This is a genomic window from Streptomyces sp. NPDC054961 (assembly GCF_053609145.1).
In genome coordinates this window covers 29260-44488 of the sequence record NZ_JBSGWY010000022.1, presented here as the reverse complement: position 1 = coordinate 44488, position 15229 = coordinate 29260, and the positions used below count along the sequence as shown (strand labels likewise).

General features: G+C 75.0%; 16 protein-coding genes. 7 read left to right on the top strand and 9 right to left on the bottom strand.

Features of this window, described 5'->3' with window-relative positions; all coding sequences use genetic code 11:
- The first annotated feature begins 35 nt into the window (after window positions 1-35).
- Window positions 36-542, top strand: a complete 507-nt coding sequence (locus ACWF9Z_RS20590) for a GNAT family N-acetyltransferase (protein WP_453603998.1) — start codon at window positions 36-38, stop codon at window positions 540-542.
- Between the two features lie 74 nt (window positions 543-616).
- Here the strand turns inward: ACWF9Z_RS20590 and ACWF9Z_RS20585 are convergent, their stop codons facing one another.
- From ACWF9Z_RS20585 to ACWF9Z_RS20565, 5 genes are all read right to left on the bottom strand, one after another.
- Entirely contained in the window at window positions 617-3115 is a 2499-nt protein-coding gene (locus ACWF9Z_RS20585) for a right-handed parallel beta-helix repeat-containing protein (protein WP_453603997.1), read from the bottom strand.
- A gap of 177 nt (window positions 3116-3292) precedes the next feature.
- On the bottom strand, window positions 3293-3904 hold the full coding sequence (locus tag ACWF9Z_RS20580; RefSeq protein WP_453603995.1) for an Rv1733c family protein: 612 nt from the start codon (window positions 3902-3904) through the stop codon (window positions 3293-3295).
- A gap of 315 nt (window positions 3905-4219) precedes the next feature.
- A complete protein-coding gene (locus ACWF9Z_RS20575) occupies window positions 4220-5044 on the bottom strand; it encodes an MOSC domain-containing protein (RefSeq protein ID WP_453603993.1) in 825 nt (274 codons plus the stop codon).
- A 60-nt stretch (window positions 5045-5104) separates the two neighbouring features.
- Entirely contained in the window at window positions 5105-5653 is a 549-nt protein-coding gene (locus ACWF9Z_RS20570) for a DUF6643 family protein (protein ID WP_453603991.1), read from the bottom strand.
- A 289-nt stretch (window positions 5654-5942) separates the two neighbouring features.
- Window positions 5943-7181, bottom strand: coding sequence for a glycosyltransferase (locus ACWF9Z_RS20565; protein WP_453603989.1), 1239 nt, complete (start codon window positions 7179-7181; stop codon window positions 5943-5945).
- 179 nt (window positions 7182-7360) lie between these two features.
- Between ACWF9Z_RS20565 and ACWF9Z_RS20560 the strand changes: the two genes are divergently transcribed.
- On the top strand, window positions 7361-8152 hold the full coding sequence (locus tag ACWF9Z_RS20560) for a glutamate racemase (protein WP_453603988.1): 792 nt from the start codon (window positions 7361-7363) through the stop codon (window positions 8150-8152).
- Window positions 8153-8207: 55 nt separating this feature from the next.
- Here the strand turns inward: ACWF9Z_RS20560 and ACWF9Z_RS20555 are convergent, their stop codons facing one another.
- Window positions 8208-9137: an ADP-ribosylglycohydrolase family protein gene (locus ACWF9Z_RS20555; protein WP_453603986.1), complete on the bottom strand. Its 930-nt coding sequence runs from the start codon at window positions 9135-9137 to the stop codon at window positions 8208-8210.
- Window positions 9138-9191: 54 nt separating this feature from the next.
- Window positions 9192-9830 carry a TetR/AcrR family transcriptional regulator gene (locus tag ACWF9Z_RS20550; protein ID WP_453603984.1) on the bottom strand — a complete coding sequence of 213 codons (639 nt, stop codon included), beginning with the start codon at window positions 9828-9830 and terminating at the stop codon, window positions 9192-9194.
- 48 nt (window positions 9831-9878) lie between these two features.
- Between ACWF9Z_RS20550 and ACWF9Z_RS20545 the strand changes: the two genes are divergently transcribed.
- The 5 genes from ACWF9Z_RS20545 to ACWF9Z_RS20525 all read left to right on the top strand — a co-directional run bounded on the left by ACWF9Z_RS20545 (window position 9879) and on the right by ACWF9Z_RS20525 (window position 13482).
- Window positions 9879-10364, top strand: coding sequence for an FAD-dependent oxidoreductase (locus ACWF9Z_RS20545; RefSeq protein ID WP_453603982.1), 486 nt, complete (start codon window positions 9879-9881; stop codon window positions 10362-10364).
- Window positions 10361-10603 (top strand): FAD-dependent oxidoreductase, encoded by a 243-nt coding sequence (locus tag ACWF9Z_RS20540; protein ID WP_453603981.1) that lies wholly within the window; start codon window positions 10361-10363, stop codon window positions 10601-10603. The genes ACWF9Z_RS20545 and ACWF9Z_RS20540 overlap by 4 nt, the downstream gene beginning before the upstream one ends.
- 148 nt (window positions 10604-10751) lie before the next feature.
- Window positions 10752-11267: a hypothetical protein gene (locus ACWF9Z_RS20535; RefSeq protein ID WP_453603979.1), complete on the top strand. Its 516-nt coding sequence runs from the start codon at window positions 10752-10754 to the stop codon at window positions 11265-11267.
- A gap of 40 nt (window positions 11268-11307) precedes the next feature.
- Window positions 11308-12969, top strand: a complete 1662-nt coding sequence (gene lnt, locus ACWF9Z_RS20530; RefSeq protein ID WP_453603977.1) for an apolipoprotein N-acyltransferase — start codon at window positions 11308-11310, stop codon at window positions 12967-12969.
- Between the two features lie 9 nt (window positions 12970-12978).
- Window positions 12979-13482 (top strand): NUDIX hydrolase, encoded by a 504-nt coding sequence (locus ACWF9Z_RS20525; protein ID WP_453603975.1) that lies wholly within the window; start codon window positions 12979-12981, stop codon window positions 13480-13482.
- 96 nt (window positions 13483-13578) lie between these two features.
- Here ACWF9Z_RS20525 and ACWF9Z_RS20520 read toward each other — a convergent pair whose 3' ends face one another.
- On the bottom strand, window positions 13579-14352 hold the full coding sequence (locus ACWF9Z_RS20520; protein WP_453603974.1) for a trypsin-like serine peptidase: 774 nt from the start codon (window positions 14350-14352) through the stop codon (window positions 13579-13581).
- A 130-nt stretch (window positions 14353-14482) separates the two neighbouring features.
- Window positions 14483-15100: a hypothetical protein gene (locus ACWF9Z_RS20515; protein WP_453603972.1), complete on the bottom strand. Its 618-nt coding sequence runs from the start codon at window positions 15098-15100 to the stop codon at window positions 14483-14485.
- Window positions 15101-15229 lie beyond the last annotated feature (129 nt).

Below are 15229 nucleotides of genomic sequence, written 5' to 3'. Positions count from 1 at the left end.
TCCGCGCGCACGCCCCGGGCGGGACAATGCCGTGCATGCTGATCAGAGCAGCGCACATCGACGAAATGCCCCTCCTCCAGGACATCGAGAGGGCCGCCGGGGAGTGTTTCCGGGCCATCGGCATGCCGGAGATCGCCGACGACGAACCGCTCCCGCTGGAGGAACTCCTCGGCTACCGCGGGGCCGGACTGGCCTGGGTCGCGGCCGACGGGAGGGGAACCCCGGTCGGGTACCTGCTCGCCGACCGGGTCGACGGGAACCTCCACATCGAGCAGGTGTCCGTGCATCCGGACCGTGCGCGCCGCGGCATCGGGCGGTCCTTGCTGGAACACGTGGCCCAGCGGGCCACGGAGCAGGGCGCCCCCGCGCTGACCCTCACCACCTTCGTGGACGTCCCGTGGAACGCTCCGTACTACGCCCGCTGCGGCTTCCGGACCCTCGCGGAGAGCGGACTCGGACCCGGGCTGCGCGAGATCCGTGACCGGGAAGCCGTACACGGCCTCGCCCGCTGGCCCCGGGTGTGCATGCGCCGGGACCTGTGACGGAGGGAAGGCGTGACGGCGGGACGGCGTCCCGGAGGCCGGCAGCCGGCCACCGGGGACGCCGGGACGCCCGGTCAGGCCGTTGGCGCCGGCGTCGGCGCCCCCGGCACCACGGCCGTCACCGGAATCGCCGGCAGGTCCTGCGGGAACAACAGGGTGAGATCGTCCGTGCTCGGTTCCGACAGCTGCGCCACCCGCCCCGCGTGCCGCTCGACCATCGACTCGAAGGTCTGGCGGGCGGTGCGGCCGTTGCCGAAGGCCGGACCCTTCGGGAGGTCGGTGAAGTACGTCAGCAGCGCCTCGGCGGTCTTCTCGCCGAGCCGGTACTCGTGCTCCTCGGTCTGCTGCTCCACGATCCGCAGCAGTTCCTGCGGCCCGTAGTCCCCGAAGGTGATGGTCCGGGAGAAGCGCGAGGCCACCCCCGGGTTGACCGTCAGGAAGCGGTCCATCTCCGCCGTGTATCCGGCGACGATCACCACCACCGCGTCCCGGTGGTCCTCCATCAGCTTCACCAGCGTGTCGATCGCCTCACGTCCGAAGTCGCGGCCCGAGTCCTCGGGCGCCAGCGCGTACGCCTCGTCGATGAACAGCACCCCGCCCCGCGCCCGGTCGAAGGCCTCCTGGGTGCGGATCGCCGTGGACCCGATGTGTTCGCCGACCAGGTCCACCCGTGACACCTCCACCAGGTGGCCGCGCTCCAGCACCCCGAGGGAGGCCAGGATCTCGCCGTAGAGCCGGGCCACCGTGGTCTTTCCGGTGCCGGGGGAGCCGGTGAAGACGAGGTGGCGGCGGACCGAGGCCGCCTTCAGGCCCGCCCGCTGCCGCCGCCGGCCCACCTCGATCATGTCGGTGAGCGCGCGGACCTCGCGCTTGACGCTGTCCAGCCCCACCAGCGCGTCGAGCTGGCCCAGCACCTCGCCCGAGCCGCGTCCCGCCGCGGGCCCCCCGGCGGCCGGGTCCGCCTCGTCGGCCGGCCGCTGCGTCGGTACCGGACCGGTCGCCGGCCGTGCCGCCACGGGGCTCTGCGCGGCCGAGACCGTACGGATCCCCGCGCGTTCCCCGGCCGCCACGGCCCCCGAAGCCGAGTGGGCGGCGAGCCGCGGCCCCGACTCGTCGCTCGTGCAGTCCTCGGCGACCGGGCCGTCCTCCGCGAACTCGTAGCCCCCGCGCGCGCTGCGCTCGGTGTGGCAGCGGTTCAGCGTGGTGCGGCAGCCGTCGATGACGTGGAAACCGAAGCCGGCGCTGCCCGTGACCCGGCACGCCGTGAACGTGCCGCGGCCCCCGGCCGACACGTAGAACCCGGCCTCGGCGGGCGAGGTGACCGTGCACCGCTCCAGTACGGGATCCGCGCCCTTGGTGACGATCACCCCCGTCTGGACGGAGTCGATGGAGCAGTTGGCGAGGGTGCCGCCGCTGCCGTGGTCGCGGAACCACGCGCCGGTCGCCGCCTCGCGGATCCGGCAGTCGTCCAGTTGGGCCGTCGCCCCGTCGCTCACCGAGACCGCGGTGTTGCGGACCTGGGAGAGGTCGCTGTCCACGACGTCCGCCCGGGAACCCCGGTCCAGTACGAACAGCGCGTCCGGCACGTCGTGCACCCGGCAGGAGTCCAGCGAGGCGCTCGCGCCGTCACTGATCCAGACGGCGGGATAGTCGCCCGTACTGTCGTGGATCTCGCAGGAGTCGGCGACGACCCGGGTGCCCGGATCCCATACCGACAGGCCGTTGCGCCCGAAGCGGCGCACGGTCGTGCGGCTGAGCGTCAGCACGGACCGGGAGCGCAGGTCCACGGCGTTCTCGGGGATGTCGTGGATGTCGCAGCCGGCGAGGGTGAGCACGGCGTCCGTGTCGAGGGTGACCCCGTCGGCCGAGGTGCGGTGGACCGCGCAGTCGGTGAGCACCGCGGTGGCGCGCGCCGCGACCTGCACCCCGGCGCCCTTGATCTCGTACACCTCGCAGCCCAGGGCCTCCAGACCCGAGCCCTCGCCGGTCACCCCGATGCCCGCGCCCGTGGCGTGATGGATCCGGCAGCGCTCCAGCCGGGGGCGGCCACCGCCGCGCACCGAGATCCCGGCCTGTCCGGCGGCCACGACCTCGCACTCCTCGAACACCCCGCCGCCGCCGTCGAGTACGGCGATCCCGACCCCGGCCGGGTTCTCCACCGTGCACCGGCGGACCAGCGGACGCGCCCCGGCGCCGCGGACCTCGATCCCGGCCGCCGAGCGGGTGCTGACGCGGAGGTCCGTGAGCTCGGGGGAGCCGTCCTCGACGAGCAGCGCGGGCGCCGCCCGGTCCTGGCCCTCCAGGTACAGGTCCTGGACGACGGCCGAGGCGCGGACGGTCAGCGCGACCCCGTCGGGCGGGGCGATGCGCACGGACCCCACGGCGCCCTCGGGCCCGCGCAGGGTCACGGCGTGGTGGAGGACCAGGTTCTCCCGGTAGGTGCCGGGGGCGATGGACAGGACGTCCCCGTCGCCCGCCACGGCCAGCGCGGCGGTCAGCGTCGCGTATTCACCGGAGCGGCGCCGCCACCGCGAAGTACTGCCGTGCGTCACCTGGACCGTGCCCTGAGCCATGGTGCTGTCGTGCCCCCACCCTCGTGTTCGCGTGTTCACGTGCGCGTGTGCCGCGTCGGTCCCCGGCGCCCGCGGGCTCGCTTGCCGCGTGCCCGTGCTGCCGGAGGGATCGCCGTGGCCGCAGCGACGGCTGCGGCCGCTCCACCGTAGCGCGCGCGGGGCCGGTGAGTTGCCAGGTCAGCTGCCCGTGCCCGTACGACCCCAGTCGGGTCCCGCCGCGGCCCACGCGCGGTCCAGTCGTATGTACCGCCGATGCATGAGCCTTCGTACGACCAGGCGGCGGACCGTCTCCACCAGCGCGGCGATGCCGAGGGCGGCGGCCAGGCCGGCCAAGCCCGCGTGGACGCTCGCGGCGGACGGGTCGAGGGGCTGCCCGACCAGCCGGCCGTGCGTGTCCGTCCATATCCGGAACCGGTCGCCGGGCCGCGGCGGTTCCTCCGCGGCCGGCACCGTGCCCTGGTGGCTGCTGCCGTCCGGCGCGGTCCACGAGGCGACGATCCGCGAACGCTGCGGGCTCTGCCGCTGCGTCGCCGGATCGGCGTCCGCGCCCACGACGGGTTCCGGGGTCGGCCGGACCACCACCGCCGGTACGAGGTACCGCTCCTGCCGCTGTTCGCGCGCGGCCCGCTGCAGCGTGCCGTCCACCCGCAGGCCGGCGGCGCAGCCGAGGGCCGGAGCCACCAGCAGGACGCACAGCAGCGCGGCGAACGCCACCCATGCCTCGAAGAGATCCGTCGGCCGGCGCAGCGGATTGCGCCGCCAGCGCCACACACCCAATGCTGTCCGCACGGTCCGGCTCCCCCAACTTGTGCCAGTCTCCGTCTGCCTGCCGCACCAGCCTCCCGCATGCCCCGACGACGCGCAGGGCGGGACCCGGGAGACGTGTGTCACCCGATCCGGTGCGCGCCCGGTGCACGGCCGGTGCGGGTCATGAACGAGGCCGAGCCTCGCACGCTCCCTTCGTGCCCGCCTCGTGCCGTCCTCGTCCGTCTCGAGTGATCCAACGGGCAGGTCGGGCCTGTTGGTTCCATGGACGGCGCAGAGCCCCCCGAACGTGTCGTTCCGCCACCCGTTCCGCCGCACCGCGGTCCCGGGGACCCGCCCTCATTCCAGGACGCGGACCTCGTCGCCGACCCGGATCGTGCCCAGCCGCACCGGTACCAGCTGCCGCCCGAACGCCAGCGACTTCCCGATCCGCCGGTGCTTGCCCAGGGTCATCAGCGGCTCCTTGCCCCGCTCCGCCGTCTCCTGGTCGGTGGTCGTGACGATGCAGCGACCGCATTCGCGCGCCCCGCGGAACTCGGCGTCGCCGATCGCGATGCGCCGCCAGCCGTCCTCGTCCCACGCCCCGGCCCCGGACACCACCACGTTCGGGCGGAAGCGGTTCATCGGGAGGGGGCCCTCGCCCGGGTGGTCCCCCTGGGCGATCAGCGAGTTGAGCGCGTCCAAGGACGCGAGGGTGGCGATCAGCAGGGGATAGGCGTCGGCGAGGCTCACGGTCTCGCCGGGCAGCGCGTAGTCCGGATCGACCGGCCGGCGCACGACCGGGTCGTCCATGTGCACCATGCGCGCCGGAACTCCGAGGTACGCGCTGAACCAGTCGGCCGCGGCCCGCGCCGCGACGACGGTCTCGATCTTCTTCCCGAACAGCACCACCGGTTCCAGCGGACCCGGCTCCGGTACGTCCACCGTCAGGTCCGCCATGCCCGGCGCCGACAGCGAGACCCCGCCGCCCCCCAGCGGACGGGCGCTCGCCAAGGCCAGCCTCGGCTGCTGGCGTTGGGTGATGACCGTGCCCTCGCTGTCCACCACCGCCCAGCGGCGGTCGGCGGCCAGACCCCAAGGTTCCACGGCCACCTCGCCGGGAGCCGTTCCCGCCAGCGACTTGACGGGATGGACGTGGAGCGCTTGGACGTGCAAATTCGACATGGGGGCATCCTGCCATCCGCCCCCGGGACCTCCGCGACGACCTCGACGGAACGGACCGGGCTAGTAGCCCCGCCCCTGCTGCTGGTACGGGCGCCCGTACGGGTCCTCGTACGAGGCGGCCGGTACGGGAGCGGGCTGCGCCTGCATCGGCCGGGGCGGCATCGGACGCATGGCCTCGTAGCCGGTGGCCGTGGCGGCCGGCCGGGGCTGCTGCGGCTGGGGCTGCGGGACGTATCCCGTACGGCCCGCGAACTGCTGCTGCGGGATGTAGGGGGCGGGCGCCTGCTGCAGGGGCATCGGCTGCTGCGGCTGCTGGTGCATCTGCTGCGGGCCGGACTGCTGCTGGTACTGGTACCCGTACGCCGGGGCGTGCTGCTGGGACAGGGCGGGCGGCAGCGCGGCCGGCAGGGCCGGCAGCGAGGACGCGAGGGCCGGGAGGTACCCACCGCTCGAGTAGCCGGAACTCGGGGACTCGTAGGCGGCCGGGACGCGGATCGGAGCGATCTGCGGGGTGCCGCGTTCGGCGACGAGGGAGTCGTAGATGGGGGTGTCCGGGAAGGAGGGCGCGGAGTAGTAACCGCCGCCATAAGTGGAGCGGGGGGAGGTCATGGACCTAAGTTAAGCCCACGACTTCACCGGGTCCATAGCGAGGGGCCGCCAACACCGCCCTGACCTGCATATTCCCAGGTCAGGGCCACAGCTTTCACTTCCCGTTCACGTGCACGATTCGCCACATCCGCCCCGTCTTGCGCCTACTCGTACTCGCCAGTTGGGTGTTGCACCGGTGTGCGGACGGTGGCTTGTCGGTGGTGGTCCGGTGCCGCACCGGCTTCACGCTGACGGAGCGTCACGATGCGGTGACCTGGGTTGCCGTGGTTTCGGGTGGCGACGACCGGTTTCAGGCGTCACTGGGACGGGCATAGGTACGGCCCTTCCATGACGCCCCGCGTCCGCGGTAGTGCTGCACGGCCGAATCGAGCGTCATCAGGAGGTAGAGGAGCGCCGTGAACGGAAGAAGCGGAGCGAGCGCGAGGGGCTGGCGGTAGTAGCGCAGCATCGGCGCGTAGGTGCCTGCCATCAGCAGCCAGGCCAGGCCGCCCGACCAGGCGACGGCGGGCCGGCCGGAGGCCAGGCCGCCGAGGAGCGCGGCCGGCGGCACGAGGTACACGAGTGCCAGCCCGGCCACCGTCCCGGCCAGCAGCGCGGGCTGATGGCGGAGTTGGGCGTACGCGCTGCGCGAGACCATCCGCCACAGCTCGCCCAGGGAGTCGTACGGGCGCACGCTGTCGACCCGCTCCGCGAGGCCGAGCCAGATCCGCCCGCCGGTGCGCTGGACCGCGCGGGCCAGGGAGACGTCGTCGATGACGGCCTGGCGGATCGAGTCCGGGACCCCGGCCCGTACCGCGGCCTCGGTGCGCAGCAGGACGCAGCCGCCGGCGGCCGCCGCGGTACGGGCGGCGGGGTGGTTGATCCAGCGGAAGGGGTAGAGCTGGGCGAAGAAGTAGACGAAGGCCGGGACGATCAGCCGCTCCCACGCGCTGACGGCGCGCAGCCGGGCCATCTGGGAGACGAGGTCGAGGTCCGCCGCCGTCGCCGCGGCGACCAGCTCGCGCAGGCTGTCGGGCTCGTGGGCGATGTCGGCGTCGGTCAGGAGGAGATAGGCGGGGATGGTCGGGCCGTCCTGGACGCACGGGCCGCGCCGGGCGCCCCGGGGTGTGGCGGGGGCGGAGGCCGTGGTGGCGGGCGGGGCGAGGACGTGGGCGATGCCGTGGCGCAGGGCCCAGAGCTTGCCGGTCCAGCCGGGGTCGGGATCGCCGGGGGCGACGATGGTGAGGGGGAGCCCGAGGTGGGTGCGGGCGAGCCGGCGGGCGAGGGCGGCGGTCCCGTCCGTACTCCCGTCGTCGACCAGGACGACCCGGGCCTCGCCGGGATAGTCCTGCGCGAGCAGCGAGGGCAGGCTCCGCGGGAGGACCGCGGCCTCGTCCCGGGCGGGGACGACGATCGCGACGGACGGCCAGTGGGCGGGAGCGTGCCGGGGAGGCAGCCGGGTGTCCGTCCGCCAGAACATGCCCTGTCCGAGGGTGAGCCAGAGCCAGACGGCGAGCGAGACGCAAGCGGCGACGAGGAGGAGACCCATCCCCGCAGTGTCCCGCGCCGGGCGGGATCTGGCGGGGCGGAACACCGTTCCCCGTCGGGAACCTTGACGGATCCGGGGCGCGCGACGACGGGGGACGGGCGGCCCTTCGGCCCGGCGCACCGGGAGCCGCGGGTCCGCCGTGACCCGGTCCGGGGGCGGGCATCGATTAAGGTGACCAAGTGAAGATCGCCCTCATGGACTCCGGTATCGGCCTCCTCGCGGCGGCCGCCGAGCTGCGGCGGCTGCGGCCGGACGCCGAGCTCGTGCTGTCGTGCGACCCCGACGGGATGCCCTGGGGTCCGCGTACCCCGCAGGACCTCACCGGGCGGGCGCTCGACGTCGCGCGTGCCGCCGCCGCGCACCGGCCGGACGCGCTGATCGTCGCCTGCAACACCGCCTCCGTGCACGCCCTGCCCGCGCTCCGGGCCGCGCTGGAACCCCTGATCCCCGTCATTGGGACCGTGCCGGCGATCAAGCCGGCCGCGGCCGCCGGCGGCCGGGTGGCGATCTGGGCCACCCCCGCCACCACCGGCAGCCCCTATCAGCGCGGGCTCATCCGTGACTTCGCCGACGGAGCGCGCGTCACCGAGGTGCCGTGTCCCGGGCTGGCCGACGCCGTCGAGGCCGCCGACGAGGCCGCCGTCGTACGGGCCATCGCCGTGGCCGCCGCGCTGACTCCCGCCGACATCACCGACGTGGTGCTCGGCTGCACGCACTACGAGCTGGTCGCGGCCCCCATCCGGGCCGCCCTCGCCGAACGCACCGGTGGCGCGCCGTTCGTCTTCCACGGCTCGGCCGAACCCGTCGCCGTGCAGGCGCTGCGCCGGATCGGCGCCCGGCCGGAGCCCGGCCTGCCGCGCACCGGCAGCCTGACCGTCCTGCTGAGCGGCCGCCCGGGGGAGCTTCCCGGACCCGCGCTCGGGTATGCCGAAGGCCGGATGCTGGCCGGTGGCGCCGCCGTCCGGGGCTGAGCTCCGATTGCAGCTCCGACCCGCGCCGCGGGCCTGACCCGCGACGCGGGGCCGCTCAGTTCTCGGGGCCGGTCGTCGCCAGGCGCCGGGCCAGGTCCCGTAGACCGTCCGCGTCCAGGGCCCGGTCCCCGTATCCCGGCAGGGGGACGTGGAGCGGAGCCGTCCAGGTGTCCGGGATCTCCGCCTGGCCGTAGCGGGCACCGGCCAGCGCGCCGGTGACCGCGGCCACCGTGTCGGTGTCGCCGCCCAGGTCGACGGCGGCCCGTACCGCGTCCGCGAAGGAGGCCGTGGTGCGCAGCGCCCACACCGCCGAGCCCAGGCAGGGCCAGACCGCCCCGTTGAACTCGGTGGCCAGGTCCGGGTGCCAGTGCGGGTCGAGGACGCGGGCGTACCGCTCGCGGTGGTCCGGGTGTACGGACTCCAGCGTCGCGGGGAGCGCGGCCAGCGGATCGCCTCCGGCCAGGGCCACGCGGACGAGCTCGTGCAGCACCGCGGTGCCCTCCCAGGCGGCCCCGTCGCCGTGGGTGAGCGCCGCGATCCGGCGTGCGGCGTCCATGGTCGCGGTCCGCCCCGACGGCGCGAAGTACACCGCGGAGGTCGAGGCGCGCATCAGGGAACCGTTGCCGGCCGCCCGCGCGTTGATCTGGAAGTGCAGGGCCGCGGCCAGGTCCCAGGGCTCGCCGTTCGTCAGCACGTCCTCCGTCTGGAGGCCGATGTCCTTGGGATCGCCCGCCGCCCATCGGCGGAACCGGTCGAAGACGTCGGGGAGTTCGAGTCCGCCGCGCTCCAGCAGGGATTCGCCGACCAGGACCGCCATCTGCGTGTCGTCGGTGGCCTCGCCCGGATCCCAGCCCCCGCCCCCGAGCATCTCCGCGCCCCGCGCGGTCAACTGCCCCGCGGGGCCGAACTCGTAGGGCGCGCCGAGCGCGTCGCCGGCCGCGGAGCCGAGCACGGCGCCCACGGCGCGGTCGAGTCGGGTGATCATGCTTCCCCCTCTATCGGGTCGAGTTCGGTTCGGAGCTCGGGTCGGGACCCCGCGTCACGGCGCGCGGAGACGGTCGCGGTCGCGGAGACGGTCGTGGTCGAGGTCTTCGGAACCTTCGGGGCACACGGAGGCCAGCACGGCGCGGGTGAAGGCGTCCAGATCGTCCAGCCCGGCCGCGGCCAGCGTCTCCGGGGCGCCCGTCAGCAGGTGGGGGACGGCGCCGTGCAGCGCGAGGGTGAGGGCGCGGGCCTCGTCCGGGCCGGACGGCAGCCCGGCCGCGCGGAGCAGGTGCCCGTACGCGGCGAAGTCCGACGTCGCGATGGGATCCAGGAGCGCGGCCAGCCAGGGCCGCCGGGTCGCCTCGGCCTGGAGCTCCAGGTACGCCGTCATGCGCGGACGTCCCGGTCCGGCCACGTCCCGCAGCAGCCCGGCGAGCAGTGCGGCGAGCCCGGCCCGGTCGGCGGGTCCGGGTCCGGAGCCCGCGAGGCGGGCGGCGAGCGCCCGGTACTGCTCCAGGCAGCGCTCGGCCACCGCCCGCACGAGCGCGTCGCGGGTCGGGAAGTAGTTCTTGGCTGTACCGAGCGGCACGGCCGCCGCCGCGTCGACGGCCCGGTGCGTCAGGCCGCGGCCGCCCGCGTCCGCGAGCACCGCGACGGCCGCGTCGCGCAGCCGGTCCCTCCGGTCCTGGTTCACGTTGCCAGTTAACCACGGCCGTGGTACCACAGGTATACTACCACGGATGTGGTGATCGGCAGCCTGAACGGGAGGTTCGTCCTGGACGCGGGTGCGGCGGGTGCGGCGGGAAGAGGCGGAACCGGCGGAACTGAGGGAACCGCGGGTGGAGCGGGGGCCGCGCGAACGGCGGGGACCGCGCTGGTCGTCGGCGCCGGAGTCGGTGGTATCGCCACCGCCATCGGGCCGCGCCGCGCCGGGTGGGCGGTGACGGTCCTGGAACGGCGGGCCGCGCCGGAGCGGTACGGAACCGCCTTCGGCATCCACCCCACCGCCCAGACGGCCCTCGACCGGCTCGGCCTCGGCGAGGCGCTCCGGGCGCGCGCGTCCTGGCCGACACCGATCCGCGGGCCTGGATCCGCTACCCGGTCCGCCACCTGTACCCGGCGCTCCCCGGCTTCACCCGTACGGCCGGTCCCGGGCCGGGCGGCGCGAGCAGTGCGGCCGGCCCGGCCCGCCCCGTCGCGCTGGCCGGCGACGCGGCCCACGCCATGACCCCGTACCTCGGCCAGGGCGCCTGCGCCGCGCTCCTCGACGCCGAGGCCCTGACCAGGGCGGTCGCCACCCACGGAGCAAGCGGCCTGCCGGCCGCGCTGCGCGCGTACGACGGCGAGCGCCGACGCAGCGCCCAGCGCGTGGCGTTCGGCTCCCGGACCCTGCACCGCTTCATGACCGTCCGCCGCCCGGCCCTGCGCGACGCGCTCGTCGGCCTCCTGCCGGGGCGGTACGGCTAGTGCCGCGTCAGGCGGCGTCCGCCCCGTCGCGACGCCCGGCACGCACGCACGCTCGCCGCACCGGCACCGGCACCGGCACCGGCACCGGCACCGGCACCGGTCCACAGGGCCGGTGGCGTCCATGCGGAACGTGAGTACGCTGCTACACATGACGGTTCACCCCCCGGGGCCGCTCTGGACGGGCCGGGCCTCCAACCGCGCGCAATGGCTGCTCGCGGCGGCCGGTGCGGCCTGCCTGGCGCTCGGCATCGAGCTCGCCGTGGACTACGCCTGGGACGCCGGCATCGTCGCGCTCCTCATGGCGGTGATCGGCTGCCTCGCCGCGGGCCTGCTGATCCTCTTCGGCACCCTCGCCTTCGTCCACGTCTCCGTCACCGTCGACTCCGAGGCGATCGAGGTGCGCTGCGGGCACATCGGCCTGCCGCGCCGGAAGATCCAGCTCTCCGAGGTGGAGTCCGCCGAGTTCGTCCCCCGGATCACCCCTCAGCACTGGGGCGGCTGGGGTTATCGCTGGCGCCCGGAGCGGGGCACCGCCGTGATCGTCCGCCGCGGCGAGGGCCTGGAACTGAAGCTCGACGACGGCAGGCTCTTCACCGTCACCGTGGACGACGCCGAGAGCGCGGTGCTCGTCATCCGCACCCATCTGCGTGCCCTCGCCCACTGAGCCGTCCACCGGCACGGCGCGGAGACGTAGACTCCGCGAAATGAGCAGCAGTGCGACCCGCGCGGCGGGGAACGAGCCCCCCAAGCCCGCCGACCGATCCGCAGCGGAACCCGGGACGGCCGTGGCGACGGAAGCGGTGACGAACGAGACGGTCGCGCCCGCGGTCACCCCCGCCGGGCGATGGGCCGAAAGGCTGCTGCGCCCCGCGCTCGCCGTCGCCTCCGGCGTGCTGCTCTACCTGAGCTTCCCGCCCCGCCCCCTGTGGTGGCTGGCTCCCCTCGCCCTCGCCCTGCTCGGCTTCTGCCTGTACGGGCGCCGCGCGCGGGCCGGCTTCGGCCTCGGCGTCCTGCACGGCCTCGGTTTCCTGCTGCCGCTGCTCGTCTGGACCGGCGAGGGCGTGGGCCCGGTCCCGTGGCTGGCCCTCGTCACCCTCGAATCCCTCCTGATCGGCCTCACCACCCTCGGGATCGCCCTCGTCAGCCGTCTGCCCGGCTGGCCGCTGTGGGGCGCCGCCGTCTGGATCGCCGGCGAGGCGCTGCGCGCCCGCGCCCCCTTCGGCGGCTTCTCCTGGGGCAAGCTCGCCTTCGGACAGCCCGACGGGGTCTTCCTGCCCCTCGCGGCCCTCGGCGGCACCCCGCTCCTCTCCTTCGCCGTGGCCCTGTGCGGATTCGGTCTCTACGAGGCCGTACGCGTCGGCGCCGACACCCGCCGGGCCACCGCCGTGCTGCTCGCCGCCACCGCCGTGGCCGCCCCGCTCGCCGGGGCACTCGCCGCCCGGCCGCTGGTCTCCGACGCGGCCGAGGACGGCACCGCCGTCGCGGCCGTGATCCAGGGCAACGTCCCGCGGGCCGGCTTCGACTTCAACGCCCAGCGCCGCCAGGTCCTGGACAACCACGCCAACCGCACGATCCAGCTCGCCGAGGACGTCAAGGCGGGCCGGGTGCCGAAGCCGGACTTCGTCGTCTGGCCGGAGAACTCCTCCGACATCGACCCGTACGCCGAGCAGGACGCGTACGAGGTGATCGACAACGCGGTGAAGGCCATCGGCGTGCCCGTGGCGATCGGCTCCGTACTGGCCCCGGAGACGGGCCCGCTGCGCAACACGATGATCCTGTGGGACCCGGTCAAGGGCCCCGTCGACACCTATGACAAGCGCAAGATCCAGCCCTTCGGCGAGCGCATCCCGATGCGGTCCTTCGTCCGTCTCTTCAGCTCCGACGTCGACCGGGTGCGCCGCGACTTCGGCCCCGGCAAGGAGCCCGGCGTCTTCGCCATGGCGGGCAGCGGAGTGGGCATGGTCACCTGCTACGAGGCGGCCTTCGACGACGCCGTCCGCTCCACCGTCCGGGCCGGTGCGCAGGTCATCGCGGTGCCCAGCAACAACGCCACCTTCGGCCGCACCGAGATGACCTACCAGCAGCTCGCCATGGACCGGGTCCGGGCCGTGGAGCATAGCCGCACCGTCCTGGTGCCCGTCACCAGCGGGGTCAGTGCCGTGATCCGCCCCGACGGCACGATCGTGCAGCAGACGAAGATGTTCACCGCGGACGCCCTGGTCGCGGAGATCCCGCTGCGCTCGGGCGAGACCCCCGCCACCCGCTTCGGCCCGCTCGTCGAGTACGTCCTGCTGGCCGTCGCCGCCGCGGGCCTCGGCTGGTCGCTGGCCCGCCGGATCGCCGGGAACTCCCGGGGCCTGGCTTAGGGTCGGGGGATGACCACTCCCGATTTCATCAGGACCCTGCGCGCCACGGCCGGGCACCAGCTGCTCCTGCTGCCCGGGGTGACGGCCATCGTCGTGGACGACCGGGGGCGGGTGCTGCTGGGCAGGCGCGCCGACACCGGGCGGTGGTCGGTGGTCGGCGGGATCGCCGAGCCCGGCGAGCAGCCGGCCGAGACGGCGGTGCGCGAGGTGTACGAGGAGACGGCCGTGCGGTGCGTACCCGAGCGGGTGGTGCTGGTCCAGATGCTCCCGCCGATCACCTATCCGAACGGTGACGTCTGCCAGTTCCAGGACATCACCTTCCGCTGCAGGGCCACGGGCGGGGAGGCGCGGGTCAACGACAACGAGTCGCTCGAGGTGGCCTGGTTCGCGCCGGACGCGCTGCCCGAGCCGCTGGAGGACTTCGCCGTGGACCGGATCCACCGGGCCCTGCGGGACGAGCCGACCTGGTTCGAGGGGCCCGCCGCGGCCGACGGGCGGCCGGTCGAAGCCTGACCGCGGGAAACCGCGCGGGGGCCGGCCGGGCGGGGCCACGTCGCGCGCGGTCCGACCGCGCGAGGCCACGTCGCGCGCGGTCCGGCCCGGGGTGCCTCACCCGTTGACGGCCGCCTCGCGGTAGAGCTCCACCGCCTGGTCGCCCATCACCGCGCTGTACGAGACCTCCGGGACGGTGCCGCCGTCCTCGTACCCGCCGAGCACGCCCGCGAGGGCGCCGTCGACGAGCCAGGGACTGCCGCTGGTGCCGCCGCTCAGGTCCGGGCACTCGATGCGGCGCTGGGTCTCGGAGAACAGGGCCGTGCCGTTGGCGCAGTACAGAGGGGACTCCTCGCGGCTCGGATAGCCCACGACGGTCACTGTGGCGTCCGCCGGCTGCTCCGCCGCGACGGGGAAGCCGCCGACCACGTCCTCTACCTGCCGGTCGGCCACCGGTTCCACCGTCGCGAAGGCGATGTCGTCGTCCGGGTCCCGGCCGTCCGTCCAGTCCGGGGCCACGTACGCGCCGGTCAGCTTCCACACCCCGTACGGGGCCTCGCCGTCCCGGTATCCCGGCGCGAAGGAGGTGTTCTCCAGGTCGCCCAGGCAGTGCGCGGCGGTGGCGATCACATTGCGGTCCTCGCTGCGCACCACGGACGCGGTGCAGAAGTGCCCGCCGTCGAGGCCGCCCGCGAAGAGCGCGCCGACCCGCCGTGCCGTCGCGTCGGCCGCGGCCGTCACGGTGACGCCGAGCGGCGGCTCCGCGAGCGCGTCGGACACGTCGACGCCGAGCAGCGCCGTCATCGCGGCCAGGGCGAGCAGGATCCGCGACGCACGCCGGCCACGGGCGCGGGGGAGGCGTTCCGGTCGGGAGGGGAGGCGCTGGATCATGCTCAGAGCCTCGTCGGCGAACCTGTGGCCGGAGCCGGGTTTTCCCTATGGATCCGCTGTGAGACCGCGTCCGAAAAGCCCTTGGCCCCATGTGGTTCGACAACTGAAGCCCTGCCGGCGCCCGCCGGGATCAGGGGCGCCGCTCGTACACCGTCACGCGACGGCCCCTGACCTGTACGTCCTCGACCACGGTGAAGTCCGCCGCGAGGACGGCGGCCTTCGTCCTGTCCGCCTCCGAGCCCGGTGGCTTCGCCGGCGCCGCGTCCGTCACCAGCAGCACCCGGCGCCGCTCGCCCAGCGCCGCCCGGATGCGCGCCGGGCCGGACTCCTCGCCCTTGAGGGTCCCCGATTCCACGGGTCCGCGCGCCAGGGCCACGTCCGTCACTCCCGCGAACGCCCCGGGTGAGACCAGCGCGGTGTCCCGGCGGGCCGCCGGGACGAACAGCACCGCGTCACCGTCCCGCTTCAGCCGGGACACCTCGCCGGCCACCGCGAGCACGTCGTCCACCCGGCTGGCCGGGGACCTGTCGGCCCGTACCACCGGGAGCACCGCCAGCACCGAGACCCCGACGACCGCCGGAACCAGCGCGGCCGACGCCCTCGGCGACCGGGGCGCGAGGGCCCGTACGGCCGCGGCCAGCCCGGCGCCGATCAGCAGGGCCAGGCCCAGCATGGAGAAGAGCACGTACCGGTCCAGGAACACGGGCTGGACCAGCGAGGCGGCGGCCAGTCCCAGCAGGGGCGCCACCAGCAGCGGCAGCCCGACGGCCGCGGCCGAGAGGCGGGGGGGGGGGGGGGGGGGCCACCCCCCCCCCCCCCCCCCCCCCCCCCCCGCGGCGCGGCCGGCGGGCGCGCGGGGGGCGGCCCCCCCGCGCGG